21 protein-coding genes and 1 pseudogene are annotated in these 20,498 nt (G+C 60.2%); 14 read left to right on the top strand and 8 right to left on the bottom strand.

The features are described 5' to 3' along the window. Positions 1-70 precede the first annotated feature (70 nt). Both ACYZUM_RS14725 and ACYZUM_RS14730 read right to left on the bottom strand, forming a co-directional pair. The gene (locus tag ACYZUM_RS14725; protein ID WP_041073538.1) at positions 71-1,390 is read right to left on the bottom strand and encodes an Nramp family divalent metal transporter; all 1,320 of its coding nucleotides are present in this window, start codon (positions 1,388-1,390) and stop codon (positions 71-73) included. A gap of 144 nt (positions 1,391-1,534) precedes the next feature. Next, complete coding sequence (locus ACYZUM_RS14730) at positions 1,535-2,071, bottom strand: chalcone isomerase family protein (RefSeq protein ID WP_086792825.1); 537 nt, start codon at positions 2,069-2,071, stop codon at positions 1,535-1,537. 133 nt (positions 2,072-2,204) lie between these two features. Here ACYZUM_RS14730 and ACYZUM_RS14735 point away from each other — a divergent pair, with 133 nt between their 5' ends. Next, positions 2,205-2,999, top strand: coding sequence for a hypothetical protein (locus tag ACYZUM_RS14735; RefSeq protein WP_041073540.1), 795 nt, complete (start codon positions 2,205-2,207; stop codon positions 2,997-2,999). Positions 3,000-3,074: 75 nt separating this feature from the next. Continuing rightward, positions 3,075-3,641 (top strand): DcrB/PsbP domain-containing protein, encoded by a 567-nt coding sequence (locus ACYZUM_RS14740; RefSeq protein WP_108183098.1) that lies wholly within the window; start codon positions 3,075-3,077, stop codon positions 3,639-3,641. Between the two features lie 3 nt (positions 3,642-3,644). Here the strand turns inward: ACYZUM_RS14740 and ACYZUM_RS14745 are convergent. The 4 genes and pseudogenes from ACYZUM_RS14745 to ACYZUM_RS14760 all read right to left on the bottom strand — a co-directional run bounded on the left by ACYZUM_RS14745 (position 3,645) and on the right by ACYZUM_RS14760 (position 7,372). After that, positions 3,645-4,361, bottom strand: a pseudogene (locus ACYZUM_RS14745) (alpha/beta hydrolase). A 173-nt stretch (positions 4,362-4,534) separates the two neighbouring features. Next, complete coding sequence (locus ACYZUM_RS14750; protein WP_108183100.1) at positions 4,535-5,647, bottom strand: M14 family metallopeptidase; 1,113 nt, start codon at positions 5,645-5,647, stop codon at positions 4,535-4,537. Between the two features lie 200 nt (positions 5,648-5,847). Continuing rightward, a complete protein-coding gene (locus tag ACYZUM_RS14755) occupies positions 5,848-6,627 on the bottom strand; it encodes an ABC transporter substrate-binding protein (protein ID WP_003226194.1) in 780 nt (259 codons plus the stop codon). Between the two features lie 316 nt (positions 6,628-6,943). Beyond that, the gene (locus ACYZUM_RS14760) at positions 6,944-7,372 is read right to left on the bottom strand and encodes a rhodanese-like domain-containing protein (RefSeq protein WP_108183101.1); all 429 of its coding nucleotides are present in this window, start codon (positions 7,370-7,372) and stop codon (positions 6,944-6,946) included. 102 nt (positions 7,373-7,474) lie between these two features. Here ACYZUM_RS14760 and ftrA point away from each other — a divergent pair, with 102 nt between their 5' ends. Next, positions 7,475-8,449: a transcriptional regulator FtrA gene (gene ftrA, locus ACYZUM_RS14765; protein ID WP_108183102.1), complete on the top strand. Its 975-nt coding sequence runs from the start codon at positions 7,475-7,477 to the stop codon at positions 8,447-8,449. A gap of 106 nt (positions 8,450-8,555) precedes the next feature. Here the strand turns inward: ftrA and cobF are convergent, their stop codons facing one another. Then, complete coding sequence (cobF, locus tag ACYZUM_RS14770; RefSeq protein ID WP_108183103.1) at positions 8,556-9,311, bottom strand: precorrin-6A synthase (deacetylating); 756 nt, start codon at positions 9,309-9,311, stop codon at positions 8,556-8,558. Next, a complete protein-coding gene (locus ACYZUM_RS14775) occupies positions 9,311-9,901 on the bottom strand; it encodes a histidine phosphatase family protein (RefSeq protein WP_177327931.1) in 591 nt (196 codons plus the stop codon). Before ACYZUM_RS14775 ends, cobF begins: the two co-directional genes overlap by 1 nt. Positions 9,902-10,213: 312 nt before the next feature. On the opposite strand from ACYZUM_RS14775, the gene ACYZUM_RS14780 reads away from it, so the two are divergent. The 11 genes from ACYZUM_RS14780 (at position 10,214) to ACYZUM_RS14830 (ending at position 20,451) form a co-directional block, all read left to right on the top strand. Beyond that, positions 10,214-11,068: a MurR/RpiR family transcriptional regulator gene (locus ACYZUM_RS14780; protein ID WP_041074163.1), complete on the top strand. Its 855-nt coding sequence runs from the start codon at positions 10,214-10,216 to the stop codon at positions 11,066-11,068. A gap of 2 nt (positions 11,069-11,070) precedes the next feature. After that, positions 11,071-11,715, top strand: coding sequence for a cysteine hydrolase family protein (locus tag ACYZUM_RS14785; protein ID WP_041074161.1), 645 nt, complete (start codon positions 11,071-11,073; stop codon positions 11,713-11,715). After that, positions 11,712-13,043, top strand: coding sequence for a type I glutamate--ammonia ligase (locus ACYZUM_RS14790; RefSeq protein WP_108183104.1), 1,332 nt, complete (start codon positions 11,712-11,714; stop codon positions 13,041-13,043). Before ACYZUM_RS14785 ends, ACYZUM_RS14790 begins: the two co-directional genes overlap by 4 nt. Next, positions 13,027-13,779 carry an N-formylglutamate amidohydrolase gene (locus ACYZUM_RS14795; RefSeq protein WP_108183105.1) on the top strand — a complete coding sequence of 251 codons (753 nt, stop codon included), beginning with the start codon at positions 13,027-13,029 and terminating at the stop codon, positions 13,777-13,779. The genes ACYZUM_RS14790 and ACYZUM_RS14795 overlap by 17 nt, the downstream gene beginning before the upstream one ends. Before the next feature lie 85 nt (positions 13,780-13,864). Then, on the top strand, positions 13,865-15,214 hold the full coding sequence (locus ACYZUM_RS14800) for an APC family permease (RefSeq protein ID WP_108183106.1): 1,350 nt from the start codon (positions 13,865-13,867) through the stop codon (positions 15,212-15,214). A gap of 119 nt (positions 15,215-15,333) precedes the next feature. Continuing rightward, positions 15,334-16,350: an arginine N-succinyltransferase gene (locus ACYZUM_RS14805; RefSeq protein WP_108183107.1), complete on the top strand. Its 1,017-nt coding sequence runs from the start codon at positions 15,334-15,336 to the stop codon at positions 16,348-16,350. Between the two features lie 61 nt (positions 16,351-16,411). Continuing rightward, the gene (gene astA, locus ACYZUM_RS14810; protein ID WP_041074151.1) at positions 16,412-17,446 is read left to right on the top strand and encodes an arginine N-succinyltransferase; all 1,035 of its coding nucleotides are present in this window, start codon (positions 16,412-16,414) and stop codon (positions 17,444-17,446) included. A gap of 185 nt (positions 17,447-17,631) precedes the next feature. Beyond that, positions 17,632-18,501, top strand: coding sequence for an isocitrate lyase/PEP mutase family protein (locus ACYZUM_RS14815; protein WP_007968750.1), 870 nt, complete (start codon positions 17,632-17,634; stop codon positions 18,499-18,501). Positions 18,502-18,827: 326 nt separating this feature from the next. Further along, positions 18,828-19,601 (top strand): hypothetical protein, encoded by a 774-nt coding sequence (locus tag ACYZUM_RS14820; protein ID WP_108183108.1) that lies wholly within the window; start codon positions 18,828-18,830, stop codon positions 19,599-19,601. After that, positions 19,598-20,257, top strand: a complete 660-nt coding sequence (locus ACYZUM_RS14825; protein ID WP_108183109.1) for a transposase — start codon at positions 19,598-19,600, stop codon at positions 20,255-20,257. The genes ACYZUM_RS14820 and ACYZUM_RS14825 overlap by 4 nt, the downstream gene beginning before the upstream one ends. Before the next feature lie 17 nt (positions 20,258-20,274). After that, complete coding sequence (locus ACYZUM_RS14830; protein WP_473061347.1) at positions 20,275-20,451, top strand: hypothetical protein; 177 nt, start codon at positions 20,275-20,277, stop codon at positions 20,449-20,451. Positions 20,452-20,498 lie beyond the last annotated feature (47 nt).

Raw genomic sequence — 20,498 nt, forward strand, 5'->3', positions numbered from 1 at the left:
ATCCACCCTCAATCACTGTGGGAGCTGGCTTGCCAGCGATGAGGCCGGTTCAGGCAGCACAAAACATGGCTCACACCACCATCTGCAGAATCAACCAGGCATTCGCCCCACTGATCACCACAAACAATCCCCACGCCAGCACCCGGGTCGGCAGCCGATTCACAAACGGCCCCATCAGTTGTTTGTCGCTGGTCATACGGATCAACGGATACAGCGCGAATGGCAGTTGCAGGCTCAACACCACCTGGCTCAACACCAGCAATTTGCCCACCGCGTTATCGCCCATCAGCCACACGCCAATGAATGCCGGGATCAACGCCAGCCCGCGCGTGATCAAACGCCGCTGCCAGCAGGGAATCCGCAGGTTCAGATAACCCTCCATGATTACCTGCCCGGCGATGGTTCCGGTGAACGTCGAGCTTTGCCCCGACGCCAGTAACGCGACGCCGAACAGTACACTGGCCAGCGCGCCGCCGACCAGCGGGTCGAGCAGGTGGTAGGCGTCCTGAATGTCGACCACGTCGGTATGCCCGGACTGGTGAAAAGCGGCCGCCGCCAGAATCAGGATCGCCGCGTTGACCAGCAGCGCCAATGCCAGCGAACCGATGGTATCGATCCGCGCCAGGTTCACCGCGTCCTGTTTGCTGGCCAGATCCTTGCCGATCATCCGCGTCTGCACAATCGAGGTGTGCAGGTAAAGGTTGTGCGGCATCACCGTGGCGCCAAGGATGCCGATCGCCAGGTACAGCGGCGCAGCATCGCTGATCGCCGAGAGCGACGGTTTGAATCCGGCGAACACCTGCGGCCAGTAAGGTTTGATCAGCACCAGCTCAACGAAGAAACACACGCCGATGGTCGCCACCAGCACCAGCATGATCGCCTCCAGCCGACGGAAGCCACGGTTCTGCAAGGCCAGCACCAGCAGCGTGTCGAAGGCGGTCAGGGCAATGCCGAAGGTCAGCGAACAGCCAAGCAACAAGTGAAACGCCAGGGCGCAGCCGAGCACTTCGGCCAGATCAGTGGCGATGATCGAGATTTCCGCCAGCACCCATTGCAGGCGTGCGGTCGGGGTGCTGTAGCGCTCGCGGGACAATTGCGCCAGATCGCGACCGGTGGCGATGCCCAGACGCGAGCACAGGCACTGCACGACCATTCCCGCCAGACTTGCGAGCAACACCACGAACAGCAGGCTGTAACCAAAACGCGAACCGGCCTCGATGGCGGTCGCCCAGTTGCCCGGGTCCATGTAGCCGATCGACACCAGCAAGCCAGGCCCGGCAAAACGCAGCACGCGTTTGAAGAACGAAGCGTTCGGATCGACCGCGACGCTGCCGGCTACTTCTGGCGGGCAGAACGGCGCAGTGGCGATTTTGGGTAAGCTGAATTTCACGCACACATCCAGAAACAAGTTCGAAAGACGCAGCTTAGACGTTTCAGTTGAACCCTTGAAGAGCAAAAGATCGCAGCCTTCGGCAGCTCCTACACTGGAATGCGTTCCCCTGTAGGAGCTGCCGAAGGCTGCGATCTTTTGACTTTAATGGCTCATGCCCAGTAACTGCTGACGCAACTCGGGGTTACGGGTGCGCGGATCCAGCCAGATATCGAAAAACGCCCGGGCAAATTGCGGATCATCGATTTCATGCTGCAACTGCTGCCCGACAAAAAACCGCGCGCCCTGCCCCGGCAGGTACACGCCGGTAATCCGCGTACCCGCCTGCACATCGACGAACGATTGCTGCATTTGTCCTTGCCACTTGGCCAACTGCGCGGGGCTGACGCCGGAGCCTGCCAGCCGTTTGATTTCATCGACACTGGCCTGCACCAGATCATCGCGCGAGATCTTGCGCCGGTAGATCAGCTCCAGGGCAAAGGGCTGTTCGGTCGACAACGGGCGTGCCGCGCTCCACAACCGGGCGTTGTAGACGTCGAAGCCGAACACACTGAAATCGCCGGTGCCGATGATTTGCGCGCCGGGCACCGCGTCCTGCCAATTGGCCCAGGTCGGCGTGAGTAACAACGCCCACAAGCCGATGCCACAGCACCCACGCAGCAACTTCGATGGTTTGCTCATCGCCGCCATAACTCCCGCTTGAACCCTGATAGCCAGAGCATAGCGGATGTCCACCCAGCGCTTTGTATACAATGTTTGTCGATCAACGCACCAATCGGTTACCTTGGCCGTTCCATCCCCGGAGGCCTCCCGCGTGCTGATCCTCAAATTACTGCTGATCCCCGGTTTCCTGCTGCTGATTTCCCTCGCTGGCAAGCGCTGGGGGCCGAGCGTCGCCGGTTGGCTATCGGGGCTGCCAGTGGTGGTCGGGCCGATTCTGTTTTTCCTCGCCATCGAACAGGGGCCATCGTTTGCTGCGCAATCGGCGGTCGCGGCGCTGTCGGCGATGTTCGCCATGATCGCCTTCTGCGTCACCTACGCGCAGGTGGCGCAGCGGGCGAACTGGCCGTTGGCGCTGACGATTTCCCTGACGGTTTGGGCGGTGCTGGCGCTAATGTTGTCGCTGATTCCGTCGTCACTGACGTTCTCGGTCGCGGCGGCGGCCACTGCCCTGCTCGCCGCGCCGTATCTGTTCCCCAACGTGCAACCGGTGCTGAACGGTCCGGCACCGAAGTCGGACAAACTGCTCTGGCGAATGATTGCCGGCGCGGCGCTGACGCTGTTGGTGACGATGCTCGCCAGCACCGTGGGCGAGCGCTGGAGCGGTCTGCTCGCGGTGTTCCCGGTGCTCGGGAGTGTGATGGCGGTGTTTTCTCAGCAGACCCGTGGCCCGGCGTTTACTGCGGCATTGCTACGGGCGACGGCGACGGGCATGTACTCGTTTTCGGCGTTTTGTCTGGTGTCGGCGCTGACCCTGCCAAGCCTCGGCCTCAGCGGTTTCATCGTCGGTGTCGCGGTGTCGGTGGCCATGCTCGGGGTCACCCGCAAACTGCTGGCCCGACCTGTTCCGGCAAAAAACCGTATTCCCGAGGCGGATGTCAACACCTGACAAACCGCGCTGGAATGCCGGGCATGCTCCGTGGGATCATCGCCGCCCTGGCGCGACCATCCCTCGGAGATTCACATGTCATTGCTCAGCAAGAAAGCCGTCGTCCTGTTGCTGGCGGCGGTCGCCGGTCTCGGCGCCCTCAACGCCCAGGCAGCCAAGCCCAAGGAAAAGGCCTCGACCAACAACGTGTCGATGCTCGACGGCAAGTTCACCTTCGTCCTGCCCAAAGGCTTCACCGCCGACCCGCTGCCAGCCGGGCCGACCGGTGCCAAGGGCACGATGTACACCAATCAGGCGACCAAGACCGTAGTCATCGCTGCGGAAAACCAGATCGCCGGTGGCGCCAGCGTCAAGGACAACGACAACGAATTTCTCGACGGCAGCCTGGCAAGTTTCATCGATGACCAGCGCAAGGCGCTGCCGGACTTCAACAAGCTCACAGAAAAAAGTCTGACCCAGAAAAGCAGCGGCCTCGGCGTGCGTCAGGTCGACAGCACTGCCACCCAAGGCGGCGGCCAGACACTCAATACCACCCTCCTCGCCGCCTCCGGCAAGCGCATGGCGCTGGTCCAGGTGATTTCCCGAGCCAGCGACAAAAGCGGTCACGATGCGCTGGTGAAAACCATCCTCAAGGACAAGTGATCGTCACGGGTTGAGCTGCTGCAGCCAGGCGTTCAAGTCACGCAGCTCGGCCGTGCTGATGCTGTGGCCGACGCCGGGATAGGCGTGAAACTCGGGCTTATAGGCGAGTTTCTGCAGCAGCGTATTGGCCTCGGTACCGTCGCGGTACGGCACTCGATCATCGGCGGTGCCATGGCCGATGAAGATGTGCAGCGGCAGCGGTTGCTGCTCGGCTTTTAGCTCGGTTTTCAACACCGGCAACAGCCGTCCGCTCAACGCTGCGATGCCGCCGACCGCCACGGGCGGACGCAGGCCCACTTCGTAGGTCATCATCGCGCCCTGGCTGAAACCGATCAGGTACACCTTGTCCGGGCTGGCGTGATATTTCTGCGCCGCCTGCGCGACAAACTCCCGCAACTTCCGGCCGCTGGCCTGCAGATCATCGGTCTCGCCGTTGTAAGCCCCTTCGCCTTTCTTGCGAAACCACTGGAAACGTCCTTCGCCCAACGCCAGCGGCGCCTGCACCGAGAGTTAGTTGTACTGCGCCGGCAGCTGAAATTTCATACCGATCAGATCGGCTTCGTTACTGCCGTAGCCGTGCAGGAAAATCACCAGTGGTCGAGTGTTCGCGTCCGGGTGAACCTGTTCAATGTATTTCAGTGGCAAGTCGCTTTGCAGCGTGGTTTGCGCATGCACGGCGCTGGACGCCAGCAGGGTTAACAGGGCAAACGCCTTCAACATAGAGCCTTCCTTCACGGAGTGTCGGGTTCCGGGAGAGCCTAACAGCCTTGATCCACCACACCCACCCCTGTAGGAGCTGCCGAAGGCTGCGATCTTTTGACTTTGACTTTTAAAAGCAAGATCAAAAGATCGCAGCCTTCGGCAGCTCCTACAGGGGTGGGTGAAATCTGGACTTAGTCGTTGATCAACTTGCCCACCCGAATCGGTTCACGCCCCGCCACTTTGGCCTGCCAGATCCCCGGCTGGGTATAACGCCCACGATCAATCGCAAACAGCACGCCACTGGTACCGGCGCGGACAGTGGTGAGGCGGTCATTCAACGGGTCCACCACCTCGAACAACGCATCGCCCTGCTCGACCCACTCCCCGGCATTACGCAGGAAACTGACCACGCCGTGGTGCGGCGCGAACAGGTATTCGGTGCCTTCGAACGGCATGCCTTCGCAGCATTCGCTCGGTGCCGCCGGCCATTCACCGCTGATAAACCCCTGCTCGGCGAGAAAGCCGAGTATCGCTTCGCAATTGGCCTGCGCCTGATCGACCCGGGTGTCGCCCATACTGCCCAGTTCCAGGGTGGTGGCAAGGTTCGCCGGGGGAATCGCCGCGTTCGGAAACGCCCGCGCCAGACGCAACCAAGGCGATGAGCACGACTCGTCGAACGAACTGCCGCCGGAGTCTTCACACAACAGCGCAACGCCGGCCTGCAGTCGCGCCGCCAGCGATTGCCAGCGCGGCCAGTGTTGCGGCAATGCGTAAATGTGAATCGCCGCGTCGAAATCGCAATGCAGATCGAGGGTGATGTCGGCGTCGCAGGCATGGCGCAGCAGCAAGCGGTGCAGAGCTTCCAGCTGCGAGGCCGGGGCCGGCAACTCATCGAGCACCTGGCCCATGGTTTGCCGGATCAGCGCTATGTTGGCCTCGGCATCGCTGCCCAGCCGCTCGCCGATGCGCGCCGCCACTGGCGCGCTGAGTTCGACAAACGCGCGGTTGAAATTTTTCCCGCTGCCCAGCTCGAAGCGGCCCATGTGGCTGCCTTGCAAATGCTGATCGAGCCCGATCGGGTTGGCCACCGGCACCAACTCGATCACCCCTTGCAGACGGCCCTGCTGCTCCAGCGCGTTGAGGCGTTGCTTGAGTTCCCATGCGGTGCGCATGCCCGGCAGTTCGTCGGCGTGCAGACTGGCCTGGATGTAGACCTTGCGGCTGCCCGCGCCGTAACGGAAGACGCTGAGGGAACGTTCGCTGCCCAAGTGGCTCCAGGGCAGGACATGGTCGATGCGTTGCATGGGAAAACTCCGATAAACCTGTAGGAGCTGCCGCAGGCTCGGGCCGCGATCGGACGATCTTTTGATCTTGCTTTTCAGCGTCAAGATCAAAAGATCGCAGCCTGCGGCAGCTCCTACATTGGATAGGTGTTGGCAGAATAAATCATGGGCACAAAAAAAGTGGCCACCGCGCATACGGGACCACTTTTTTCTACAGCGTATTAATGGCCGTACACGTCAAAGTCGAAGTACTTGTCCTGCACTTTCTTGTACTCGCCATTGGCGCGGATTTCGGTGATGGCCTTGTTGAATTTCTCGGCCAGCTCGGTATCGCCCTTGCGCACCGCAATGCCGGCGCCGCCACCGAAGTACTTGGCGTCTTCGTAGGTCGGGCCGACGAATTCGAAGCCTTTGCCGGCGTCGGTCTTCAGGAAACCGTCGCTGAGGTTGACCGAGTCGGCCAGCATCGCATCCAGACGACCGGATTTCATATCCAGGTTGGCTTCCTGTTGCGAGCCGTAGCGCACCACTTCAAACCCGGCGTCCTTGGCCATGTCGGTGGCGTAGCGGTCGTGGGTACTGGCGCGCAGTACGCCGACTTTCTTGCCCTTGAGCTCGGTCAGCGGGTCTTTGACACCGGAGCCTTCCTTCATCACGAAGCGCGCCGGGGTGTGATAGTACTTGATGGTGAAATCGACGTTCTTCTTGCGATCGTCGGTGATGGTCATCGAGGACAGGATCGCGTCGATCTTCTTCACTTTGAGTGCCGGGATCAGTCCATCGAACTCCTGCTCGACCCACACGCATTTAACGTCCATCTGTTTGCACAGCGCATCGCCGATGTCGACATCGAACCCGGTGAGCTTGCCGTCAGCGGTTTTCATCGAGAATGGCGGGTAAGCGGCTTCGATCCCCAGACGAATCGGTTTGGCGTCTTCGGCCACAGCGGTCAGGGACAACATCGACAGTGCCAGGGCACCGAACATCACTAGCTTCTTCATTTATTACTCCTGTGTGCGGAGGCTTTTATTGGCAGCTTTCGATTGGCGTTCGGTCATGGCCATCAAGTAGCAAAAACCGAAGTGGACGGCAGTCTATGGCGGCGCGCACAGGGTAAATTGTGTTTAGGCGACAAATACTTACAGAACATCGGCGCACGCGTTGACCGGGATCAACGGTGCGCCGACATGGTGCAAAGGCTGTAGGACAAATCTTTGAAAATGACAAAAATTGCCTTTGTAGGAGCTGCCGAAGGCTGCGATCTTTTGCTCTTGAAAGTCAAAAGATCGCAGCCTTCGGCAGCTCCTACAAAAGCATTCAGCATTCACATCCAATAGGCGCCTTGGCGGCTTGAGTAGTACTCAAGCTGAAGCCCTCATCCAGCCAGCCGCACACGCCACCGATCATCTCCTTGACCGAGTAACCCAACGCCGCCAGTTTCACCGCAGCCTTGTTGGCGCCGTTGCAGTGCGGTCCGGCGCAATAGACCACGAACAACGTGCTCGTCGAATACTCCGCCAGGCCTTCGGCGGTCAGCAAGCGGGTCGGAATGTTGATCGCGCCCGGCACATGACCACGCTCGAACGCCAAAGGCCCGCGCACATCGACCAAGACAAAATCGACCTCACCGGCCTCCTGGCTGCTGTACACGTCAGAACAATCGGTTTCAAACGTCAGACGGTTGCTGAAATGCATCAGGGCAATGGCCGACGGTGCGGCAGGAATGTCGCGAACCAGGCTGGTCATGTTGTGTGGCTCCTTCATATGTTGGGGTGTGAACAGACTTTATCGGGCCGTCACTTGGCGCTACAGTGGCGCGCAAGACACTCACCGGGAACTTTCCGCCAAATGCCTGATTCACCTGGATTGGTCGCGATTCTGGCCTACGACGGCCTCTGTACCTTCGAGTTCGGGATTGCCGTGGAAATCTTCGGCCTCGCCCGGCCGGAGTTCGATTTCCCGTGGTACGAGCAACGCATCGCCGCCGTCGACGCAGGGCCGATGCGCGCCATGGGCGGCATTCACGTCCTGGCCGACGGCGGCCTGGAGCTGCTGGCGCAGGCACGCACCATCATCATTCCCGGTTGGCGGGATCGCGAAGCCCCGGTGCCACTGGACCTGCTTGGCGCATTGCGTCAGGCCCACGCCCACGGTGCGCGGCTGTTATCGATCTGTTCAGGGGTGTTCGTGCTGGCCGCCAGCGGCTTGCTCGACGGCCACGGCGCGACCACCCACTGGCGCTACAGCGATGAACTGGCGCGGCGCTTCCCGGCGATTGCGGTGGATCCGGATGTGCTGTACGTCGACTCGGGTCAATTGATCACCTCGGCCGGCAGTGCCGCCGGGATCGATGCGTGTCTGCATCTGGTGGCCCGCGACTTTGGCACTCAGGTCGCCAATTCGGTGGCGCGGCGGCTGGTGATGTCGCCGCAACGCACCGGCGGCCAGGCGCAATTCATTCCCACGCCTGTCAGCCCAACGCCGCGCAACGATTTGTCACGGGTGATGCAATGGGCTCGCGAGCGTCTGCACCAACCGCTGGAAGTACGCGATCTGGCGAGCGAAGCGGCGATGAGCGAACGCACGTTTCTGCGGCGATTCAGCGAGGCCAGCGGCCAATCGCCCAAGGCGTGGCTGCAACACGAACGCCTGGCGCGGGCGCGGGAACTGCTGGAAAGCACAGCACACAACAGCGAACAGATTGCCGAGCGCTGTGGTTACCGATCGGTGGAAAGCTTTCGCGTGGCATTTCGCAGCGTGGTCGGGGTGCCGCCGTCGGTGTATCGGGAGCGGTTTGGGCGTGGGGTCAAAGCCATTTCCTGAGTTGGCTGTGATGACTCCTTCGCGAGCAGGCTCGCTCCCACATTTGAAATGCGTTCCCTGTGGGAGCGAGCCTGCTCGCGAAGGGGCCAGCCCTGACAAACACAATCTAGGGCTTGCGCAACAGATAGGTATCCATGATCCACCCATGCTCGGCCCGCGCCGCTTTGCGCGTGCGCTCGATCTGATCCGCAACATCCTCAAGCTTGCCACTGATCAGAATTTCATCCGGTGTGCCGAGGTAAGCGCCCCAGTAAATCTCGGTCTGCTGATCCGCCACATGGCGGTAGGAATCTTCAGCGTCGAGCATCACCACCAGGCTATCCGTGTCACTCACCTGCCCCGCCGCCAGACGCCGGCCCGTGGTGATTTCGATTGACCGGCCAATGCTGTTCAACGGCACTTTATGCTGCGCGGCCAGTGCCTGAACGCTGGTAATCCCGGGGATCACTTCAAACTCGAACGCACAGCGGCCTGACGCCAGAATCGCCTGCAGGATACGAATCGTGCTGTCGTACAGCGCCGGATCGCCCCACACGAGGAAACCGCCGCATTCGTTGTCAGCCAATTCTTGATTGATCAGCCGCTCGAAGGTTTCCTGCTTTGCACGGTTCAGATCTTCGACCGCGCGGGTGTAGTCCACGTCGCCACGCTCACGCTCCGGGCTGTGAGCCTCGACGAAGCGAAAGGCAGGATCGGTGATGTAGCGCTCACAGATGTCGCGACGCAGATCGATCAGTTTGTCCTTGTGCGGGCCTTTGTCCATCAGAAAAAACACGTCTACCCGGTTGAGCGCTTTCACCGCCTGCAGGGTGATGTAGTCGGGGTTGCCGGCGCCGATGCCGATGACCAGCAGTCGTTTCATCACTGTGCTCCCACACGAACGCTACTCGGCAAGCGTAGCCGCCAGATCCCGTTGAACCGCAGTTCAACGACTGACAGCGGTTCAACATCAATCGCGTTGAACGCTACGCCCTGCACCACCTGCATCAATGCAGCCCGCACCACGAAAGGATGGGTGATCGCGACGATAGGCCCCGGCGTGCCTTGCAGGCTGGCCAGCCACGCCGCCACGCGTTCGCCCAATTGCGTCACCGACTCGCCGCCATGGGGTGCCGCCTGCGGATCACTGATCCATGCCTGCAAAGCCTCGGCCTCGCGCAGTTGCAGATCCTTGATCGCTTGTCCGTGCCAGCGCCCCATATCGCAATCGCGCAGCGCTTCGTCTACCTGCGGCGCCGCACCGAACCACTCGGCGGTCTGGCGCGTACGCAATTCCGGCCCGCACAGCAGACGGCCGGCGCTGGCGAGTTGTGTGGCCAATGCACCGAGCCCTGATGGCGGATTTTCAACAGGCTCGTTCGTAGGAAAACGCGACAATTTCTGTGCGACGGTTCGAGCGTGGCAGATCAATGTCAAACAGGTGGATTGCACAGGGTTGCACTCGCTGAACATCGGTTGAATCGGCGGCAAACCGCCGGTTTTGCGGCAATTGTGCCGCAAAACCGGGCGGCCCGGGGGACCTCGCGAGCTAGGACGTTACTCCGGCGAGCGTACAAAAACGGCAATGTCTCACACGCCAATAGGCAATGGACTACAAGGGTCGAGGACATCGGTGTAGCCCTTATGACACAGCTCTTTGAGGTTATTTAAACAGTGAATTCCTACCGCAAAAAATTCACTAGACATGTAACCTGAGTTACATAAATACTGTTTTAACGGATTATGAAACAAATTCAACACCCCCCTCATCCAGCAGGAGCCCGGATGCCCCCTCTTAGAGACTTGATCACCGATCCCGGCCTGGAGCTGACGCCGTCAGAGCGCAAAGTGATTCGCGCCCTGCTCGACCAGTATCCACGCAATGGCCTGGGTCCGATGGCGCGTCTGGCCGAACACGCCGGCGTCAGCGATCCGACCATCGTGCGGCTGGTGAAGAAGCTCGGATTCGGCGGTTATGCCGAATTTCAGGACGCCCTGCTCAGCGACATGGACCACCGCCTGCGCTCGCCGCGCACCCTGTTGCAACCGCGTTCGCACCTGAACAAGGACGACGCCTGGGGCCATTATCTGGCCGATAGCCAACGCCTGCTGGTGGAAACCCAGGTTCTGACTCAGCCCGAAGACGTACGCATTCTGCTCGACTGGCTGCTCGATACGCGGCACCAGATCTACTGCTTCGGCGGACGTTTCAGCAGCCTGATGGCCAACTACCTGCTCAATCACCTGCGCCTGCTGCGCCCCGGCTGCTTTGCCCTGGAAGACAACGCGCAACTGCCCGACCGCCTGTTCGATCTGCAACGCCAGGACGTGGTGCTGCTGTTCGACTATCGCCGCTATCAGACCCAGGCCTTGCGCGTGGCCAGTGCTGCAAAAAGCCGCAATGCCCGGGTGGTGCTGTTCACCGACATCTATGCCTCACCGCTGCGGGAACTGGCCGACCTGATCATCAGTGCCCCGGTGGAATCGGCTTCGCCGTTCGACACCATGGTGCCAGCGCTGGCCCAGGTGGAAGCACTGATTGCCTGCCTGACCCTGCGCAGCCCCGATCTGGCCGATCGCCTGGAAGGCATCGACGCCCTGCGCAACGAGTTCAACACCCACTTGCTGGAGGATAAATAAGGATGTTCAGTCTTCCCCACCGCTCGCCGCGAGACTTGCCGTTTGTCACCGATCACACCGCGTTGCTGCTGGTGGACATGCAGCGTGCCTGGCTCGAACCGCAGTTCGATCCGCACCTGAACGGCCCGGACGCCGAGTATTTCCTGACCCGCACCCATATGCAGGTGGTGCCCAACCAGCGCCGCTTGCTCAGCGCCTTTCGCGAAGCGCGGCAGAACGTGCTGCACACCATTATCGAAAGCCTGACCGCCGACGGCCGCGACCGCTCGCTGGATCACAAACTGTCGGACATGCACCTGCCCAAAGGCAGTCAACAGGCGCGGATCATCGACGACCTGACGCCGGTGGAAAACGAGATCGTGCTGCCGAAAACCTCGTCCGGGGTGTTCAACTCGACCAACATCGATTACGTGCTGCGCAACCTCGAAACCCGCCACCTGATCATCGCCGGCATTGTCACCGACCAGTGCGTCGACATGGCGGTGCGTGATGCCGCCGACCGCGGTTATCTGGTGACGCTGGTCGAAGACGCCTGCGCCACCTACACCCCGGCGCGACATGACGCCTGCCTGAATGCGATCAAGGGCTACTGCTGGATCACCGACACCCAGACGGTGCTCGGCAGGTTGCAGGAGATGCGCCCATGAGCGAGCGCCTGACGCCGTTGCCGATGACCACCATCGTCACCACTGACCTGATCGGCATCACCCGTGGCCGCTCGTTTCCCACCGATCAGCTGGAACATTATCAAGCGGCCGGGTGCGGCTGGGTGCCGGCCAACAGTGCCTTGACGCCGCAGGACATCATCGCCTCGACCAACCCGTGGGGCGCGTATGGCGATTTGCGGCTGGTCCCTGACTTGAGCAGCCGCGTCACCGTCGGCAACGGCCCGGATGCCGCAGCGCCGGCGCTGGACTTCATCCACGGCGACATTCGCGAAACCGATGGCCGCCCGTGGAGTGCCTGTCCGCGCACGCTGCTGCGCGATGAAATCGAACGTTATCGCAACGACCTCGGCCTGCAGGTCAACGCGGCGTTCGAACACGAATTCAACCTGCATGCCGGCTTCGCCGAACACTTGGCGTTTTCCCTCGAAGCCCAGCGTCAGGGCGCCGAGTTCGGCGGCTGGCTGCTCAGCGCCTTGCGTGCCGGTGGCGTCGAGCCGGAGATGTTTCTGCCGGAATACGGCAAGCATCAATACGAAATCACCTGCCGGCCGACGCTCGGTGTGGCGGCGGCGGATCGTGCGGTAAACGTGCGCGAGATCACTCGCGAGATCGCCCGGCAAATGGGCCTCGACGTCAGCTTCGCACCGAAAACCAAGGCCGATGCGGTGTGCAACGGCGTGCATTTGCACGTCAGCCTGCTCGACCTGCAAGGTCTGCCGCTGCTCTACGACGCCGGCACCAGCAACGGTCTGTCGACCCTCGGCCAGCATTGGGCGGCGGGGATCCTGCATTATCTGCCAGCGCTGTGTGCATTCACCGCGCCGACGCCGGTGTCGTACGAACGCCTGCAGCCGCATCACTGGAGCGCGTCCTACGCGTGTCTGGGGCAGCAGAACCGTGAAGCGGCGTTGCGCATTTGTCCGACCGTGAGCCTGGGCGGCAAATCCGTGGCGGCGCAGTACAACCTCGAATTCCGCGCCATGGACGCTACCGCTTCGCCGCACCTGGCAATGGCCGCGCTGCTGATCGCCGGACGGCTGGGTATCGAACAGCGTCTGGCGCTGAACGCGATCACCGATGAAGTACCCGATTCACTCAACGACGAGCAACGCAAGGCCCGGGGCATCGTTGCCCTGCCCGCCTCGCTGGCCCAGGCGCTGGATTGCCTGCGTGACAGTGCAGCCTTCAACCAATGGCTGCCCAAGCCGTTGCTCGACACTTACCACGCCCTTAAAACCGAGGAACTGGCGCTGACGGAACAGCTCTCGCCCGCTGACCTGTGTGAGCACTATGCACGCCTGTACTGAATCCGCCGAGCTGGGGTTGTATACCCGCCCGGTCTACAACCTGAGTCGTGAAAATTCATCGCATCCGTTGATCCTGGTGTGTGAGCACGCCAGCCGCTACATCCCCGAAGCCCTGAACAATCTGGGCCTGGACGATGCAGCCGCGCGCGAGCACATCGCCTGGGACATCGGCGCCTTGCAACTGGCTGAAAAGCTCTCGCAAGTGCTCGGGGCGACACTGTTGAGCGCCAACTATTCACGGTTGCTGATCGACCTCAACCGGCCCCGGCATGCCCCCGACAGCATTCCGGCACAGAGCGAGATTTATCAGGTGCCCGGCAATCGCGAGCTGGACGAAGCCACTCGCGAGTACCGGCGCCAGACGCTGTTCAAACCGTTTCACGCCCGGCTGCAAACCCTGATCGACCAACGCGTCGCGCAGGGTCAAGCGATACGGGTGGTGGGAATTCACAGCTTTACCCCGGTGTATTACGGCCAGCCGCGCCCGCTGGAAGTCGGCGTGTTGTTCGGCCAGGCCAGCGCCTATGCACAACGGCTGATCGACGGCCTCGGCCAGCACCCGTTGAAGGTCGCGGGCAACCAGCCGTACCGGATCGATCCGCTGGGTGACATGACCGTGCCAGTGCACGGCGATGCCCGTGGACTGGAGTCGGTGCTGATCGAGGTGCGCAACGATCTGCTGCGCAGCCCGGAAGCGGTTTCGCTGTGGGCCGAGCGCCTGGCACCGCTGCTGTAACGAATGCAAAGATTGATAACGCGGTAAACGATGGACCGACATAACAACTAAAAACGCCGGATAGGCTGACAAGGAGTTGCGCTTCATGGAAATAGAAGAGTTCGGCTACAAACAGGAGTTGAAACGTAGCCTGACACTGACCGATCTGGTGGTGTACGGAATGATCTTCATGATCCCCATCGCCCCGTTTGGCGTGTATGGCTACGTCAATGCCGAGGCGCCCGGGATGGTGCCGCTGGCCTACATCATCGGCATGGTGGCGATGCTGTTCACCGCGTTGAGCTATGGCAGCATGGCGCGGGCATTTCCGATTGCAGGTTCGGTGTACTCCTACGCGCAACGCGGCCTCAACCAACACGTCGGCTTTCTCGCCGGCTGGCTGATGCTGCTCGACTACCTGCTGATTCCGCCGCTGCTGTATGTCTACGCGGCGATGGCCCTCAACCATCTTTATCCGGACATTCCGAAAGTCGGCTTCATTCTGGCGTTCCTGGTCAGCGCGACGTTCGTCAACCTGCGCGGCATCACCTTCACCGCACGGATGAACATCATCTTCCTGCTGGCGCAATTGGTGGTGCTGGGGATTTTCCTGTTCTACGCCTGGAATGCCCTGCACAACGGCGGCGGCAACGGCGGGCTGACCCTGGCGCCGCTGTATCACCCGGAAACATTCAACTTCGCCCTGCTGATGCAGGCGGTGTCGATTGCGGTGCTGTCGTTCCTCGGCTTCGATGCGATCTCGACGCTCGCTGAAGAAATCAAGGGCGACCCGGGCAAAAGCGTCGGTCGGGCAGCGCTGATCACGCTGCTGGTGATGGGCGCAATTTTCGTCGTACAGACCTGGATCGCCACCGACCTCGCTGCCGGCATGGGCTTCAAGTCCGCCGACACCGCGTTCTATGAAATCGCCGAAATCGCGGCGGGCAGCTGGCTGGCAACGCTGACCGGTGTGGCGACTGCTCTGGCCTGGGGCGTTGCCGTGGCAATCACCTCGCAAGCCGCGGTGTCGCGCCTGCTGTTCGGCATGGCCCGTGACGGCAAGTTGCCGAAAGTGCTGGCCAAGGTGCACCCGAAGCACAACACCCCGTACCTGAGCATTTATCTGGTGGCGCTGCTGTCGCTGGTGATCTGCTACCTGTTCATCAATTCGGTCGACACCCTGACCTCGCTGGTCAACTTCGGCGCCCTCAGCGGTTTCATGCTGCTGCACCTGACAGTGATCAACTACTACTGGCGTCGGCAGAAGTCCGGCCAGGTCGTGCGCCATCTGATCTGTCCGGTGATCGGCTTCATCATCGTCGCCGCCATCATGTACAACATGGGCGTCGATGCGCAGAAACTCGGCCTGATCTGGATCGCGCTGGGTCTGGTGTACCTGTTCTTCCTGAACAAGCTCGGCGCCAGCAGTGCGTTGCCTGACCCGAGTAATGGCTGACAAGAAAAAGAGCGGCGTCTGACAACAAGTCAGGCGACCGCCGCTTTAAAGCGTGGCAACCGACAGTGATAGTCAGGTTCGGTGCGGATCACCGGACCCTTTGATACAGGAGTACATCCATGCTGGTCTTACGCCCAGTCGAGCCAACCGACCTGCCGCAATTGCAGCAACTGGCCCGCGACAGTCTGGTCGGCGTCACGTCGCTGCCGGACGACAGCGAACGCCTGCGTGAAAAAATCGCCGGTTCCTGCGCCTCGTTCGACAAAGACATTCAGGCGCAAGGCCCGGAGAATTACTTCTTCGTGCTGGAAGACCTCGACACTCGACGGCTGGTCGGCTGCTCGGAGATCCTCGCCACGGCCGGTTTCAACGAACCGTTCTACAGCCTGCGCAACCGCCACTTCACCAGTGCCTCGCGGGAATTGAACATCGAACACGGCGTGCCGGCGCTGTCGCTGTGTCACGACCTCAACGACCACACCCTGCTGCGCGGTTTTCACATCGACAATGCGCTGGTGCGCAGCGCTTTTTCCGAACTGCTGTCGCGGGCGCGGCTGCTGTTCATCGCCGCTCACGCATCCCGTTTCGCCGAGGCGGTGATCACCGAAATCGTCGGCTACAGCGACGAGAACGGTCATTCGCCGTTCTGGGATGCACTGGGCAAGCATTTCTTCGACCTGCCCTACGTCGAGGCCGAGCGCCTGTGCGGTCTGCAAAGCCGCACGTTTCTCGCCGAACTGATGCCGCAATACCCGATCTACGTGCCGATGCTGTCCCCGGAAGCACAGGCATGCATCGGCCGGATTCACCCGGACGGCCAGGAAGCGTTCGACATCCTTGAACGCGAAGGCTTTGAAACCAACAGCTACATCGACCTGTTCGACGCCGGCCCGACCCTGTATGCGCGCACCGCGAACATCCGTTCGATCGCCCGCAGCCAGACCGCCACCGTGCGTCAGCAAGCACAAATCGATGCACGGGGACGCTATCTGGTGAGCAACGACGCCTTGCACGGTTTCCGGGCCATCGTCGCCGAACTGGATTACCAGCCCGATCAACCGCTGTCCCTTACGCCAGCCCTGTGCACGGCGCTGAAGGTCACCGATGGCAGCACGATCAGGCTGACAGCCCTGTGAACGGCGCCCGGTTGCACACCCAACGACAGTGCCCGAACAGGCGCGTACAAGGAGTTACCGCATGATCGTCCGTCCGGTCAAAGTCAGCGACCTGCCAGCGCTGATGACTCTGGTGCAGCAGGCCGGCCCCGGGTTCACCACCCTGCCGGCCAATGAAGACCGCCTCGCTCACCGGGTGCGCTGGGCGCAACGTGCGTTCGCCGAGCAGGTGGAACGGGCCGACGCCGACTACCTGTTCGTGCTCGAAGACGACGATCTGCGCGTGGTGGGTGTCAGCGCCCTGACCGGCGCGGTTGGCCTGCGCGAGCCGTGGTACAACTACCGCGTCGGGTTGACCGTGAGTTCATCAGCGGATCTGGGCATTTCCCGGCAGATACCCACGCTGTTTCTCAATAATGAGCTGACCGGCCAGTCGGAACTGTGCTCGCTGTTTCTCAGCCACGATCATCGTCATGGCAGCAACGGCCGGCTGCTGTCGTTGGGGCGCCTGCTGTTCGTGGCTGAATTTCCGCAATTATTTGGCGAGAAGATGATCGCCGAACTGCGTGGCAGTGCCGATGAACGCGGTTGCTCACCGTTCTGGGACAGTCTGGGCCGGCACTTTTTCCAGATGGACTTCAGCCACGCCGACCACTTGTCGGGCCTGGGCAACAAGTCGTTCATCGCCGAACTGATGCCACGCCAGCCGTTGTACACCTGCATGCTGACCGAACAGGCACAAGCGGCCATCGGCCAGCCACATCCCAATACCGAGCCGGCGCTGAAGATCCTGCGCGAGGAAGGCTTTGTGCATAAGGGCTACATCGACATCTTCGACGGCGGCCCGGTGATCGAAGCGCCGATCGGCAGCATTCGTACCGTGCGCGACAGCCAGGCGCTGACCCTGAGCCTCGGCACGCCGGACGATCAGGCCCCCTTGTGGCTGATCCACAACCGTCGCCTGGAGAACTGCCGCATCACCGTGGCCCCCGGTCGTCTGGTCGGCAATACCCTGGTGGTCGATCGCCTGACCGCCAAGCGCCTGCAACTGCAGCCGGGCAATTCGGTCCGCGCCGTGCTGCTGCCCAGGCAACAGCAACATGCAGTCGCGGCCTGAACGCCGGCCCTGACACTGGAAATCCGCTGATTGCAGATGAAACCTTTCAGCCTTTGCATCCGTGATCAACGCCTCACTTGCAAATTCGTCATGAACCTTGACCCATTCGCGTGATAGCCTTTTCATTCTTCGGCGTTGACACCTTTGCTCAAGCCGTTCCATTCCTTTGTATTGGTGGAACTCGTATGACCAGGCTTTCCCATCAAGATTTGCGCCGTAACTTCCGTCAATTGCTGGCTTCCGACACCTGCTACCACACGGCCTCGGTGTTCGACCCGATGTCCGCGCGCATCGCCGCAGACCTGGGTTTTGAAGTGGGGATCCTTGGCGGCTCCGTCGCCTCGTTGCAGGTGCTGGGCGCTCCCGACTTCGCCTTGATCACCCTCAGCGAGTTCGCTGAGCAAGCCACCCGCATTGGCCGCGTCGCTCAGCTGCCCGTGATCGCCGACGCCGACCACGGCTACGGCAACGCTCTCAACGTGATGCGCACCATCGTCGAACTGGAACGCGCCGGCGTCGCCGCCCTGACCATCGAAGACACGCTGCTGCCGGCACAATTCGGCCGTAAATCCACCGACTTGATCTCGGTTGCCGAAGGCGTCGGCAAGATCCGTGCAGCGCTGGAAGCCCGGGTCGATTCGGAAATGGCGATCATCGCCCGCACCAACGCCGGCATTCTGCCGAACCAAGAAATCATCAGCCGCACCAAGCAATACCAGGCCGCCGGTGCCGACGGCATCTGCATGGTCGGCGTGCAGGACTTCGATCAGCTTGAGCAAATTGCCGAACACCTGACGGTACCGCTGATGCTGGTCACCTACGGCAACCCGGCGTTGCGTGATGACAAGCGTCTGGCCGAACTCGGTGTGCGCGTAACCATCGACGGTCACGGCGCGTACTTCGCGGCGATCAAGGCCACCTACGACAGCCTGCGCGAACAACGCCAGATCTTCACCCAGGCTTCGGACCTGAGTGCCACCGAACTGACGCACACCTACACCCAGCCAGAGGATTACATTCTGTGGGCGAAGGAATACATGAGCGTCAAGGAGTGATTGCTCACTGATACGAAGGTTTCGGGCAACTCTAAAGATGGCCGGTAGACGCAATGTCACCGGCCAAGTTGCGAGAAAAGGCGAATTGATAATAGCCCGCTTCTACCAGCGATACACACCTACAAACAAACACCAATATTTAACAACAACTACAGCGTTGATATTAAATATCGCCTCTCTATAATCGCAAACCGTTAAACAGCAAAAACATTCAAACCCTCAAGCGCGGAGATCTGTTTAACAAAACGAAATAACAAACCTGATAATTACGCCTGATCAAATAGTCTAAAAAATACATTTGACAGAAAATGACAAAGCGACTTCCCATGATAAAAAACCTGCTCAAGCCAGACTTGAAGCCTGACCAGCTTATTACCTGCATCAAAACAACAAACATGGGGAACGAAGTAAAGAGTCTGGCCGACCAGTTATCCGAACCTGAAGCAGATACCGAGAATTTATCCCGTCACGCCGCGATCATGAAAGCGACCAACATCCACACCGGAACGTTGACGTTATATTGCAACAAAGATGGAAACATCAGCCTCAAGGCACCTGATAACGCATCCGCGCCTGAGCAACTATATTCCGTACCCGGAAACAGCGTTTTGTTCGCCATCAACGGGCAATCGTATTCCATCCAGCTTTATCGGCTCGACGGTGAATATCTGACTCGCGCAGAGCAGGTGATCGTGGATGCCGAAAATCCGTTGTTCATCGACGGCAGCAAAATGCTGTATGACAGCAATCCGAATGGAAACGGGCACCCGGCGTTTATTGGCAGCATCAATCTGCCCGACAGAACTGCCGACATCAGTGTGTTCGACCCCCACTCGTTGCGCAAAATCGGCTGGTTTCCTCATGACGACAGCGCCGCGCGCTTTCTGGTGAGTCTTGAACTGCTCGAAGCAGCACAGGATCCCGGAGCCTGCAAAGTGGCGCAGGAATTGATTTATCACTATCACCCCGCTGTCGCTTGGCGGGCCTTTCAGATGATCAACAGAACGGATCATCAGGCCGCACTAAGTTGCGCCCCGCTGTTGAGAAACCTGCAAGACAGTCGCCTGAACTACTTGCTTGACCAGTGTGAAGCGGCATGAAGTTACAGTCATTTATCGAGCGCATGGCGACTTACGATCTGCAACTGGACAGTTCAAAGATCGTGGAAGATCTGCGTCAACTGGCGACTAACCGCACGTTGTTGAGCGAGTACCTCTACACCACAATTCAACAGGACGGCTTCAGTACCAAAAACAGGCTTTACGGGGCTTATGCATTTGTCCTGCACTCCAACGATCTGTTTACAGTTCGCCTGGGGTTCTGGTCGCCAGTCACGTCACGGGATGAAAGGGAAACCTTTATCTATGACCTTAACCACAGTCATGACTTCGAACTCTATTGCGTGGGTTACAGCGGTGACGGTTACACCACCGTTTCACGGGAAATTCTGGATCAAGCGCCGCTCCAGGCCGGCAGAAGGCCCGAGTTCGGCGAAGAACGAGTCCTTAAACTTATTCCGGGTGAGGTGCTGCACATGCTTCCACTAAAGGAAGTACACAAACAGCTACCACCTGAAACAATGTCTGCCTCGCTGAGTTTGCTTATTCATCCTCCGCAGGCAGCCAAAACCGAAGAAGCCTGGTGCTTCGACGACAATCTGGTGCCGACTTATCCCGGCATCGCCCGCCAGGAGACAGCACTCTATGACAGCCTGCTGTCACGGCTACAACGTGAGCAGACATCACTGCTCACTTAATCAAAAAGGAAATCTGCATGAACAAGCAACTCGATAACTGGAACCAGACTCCAATGCTGCACGCCGGCGCCAACGTCATCAATACGCCGGTTGCAACCGCTGCGGCATCGCCATGTACAGGCATCATTCCACGTTACAACGTGGGCAACATTCACGAAATCAAACAATTCTGGAACACCCCGCAACAAGCCTGATTGCTTCAGGATTCACCGTAATGAAGGTGGTAGGCCTTAACGGCTGC

The organism is Pseudomonas sp. m6p (genome assembly GCF_055760375.1).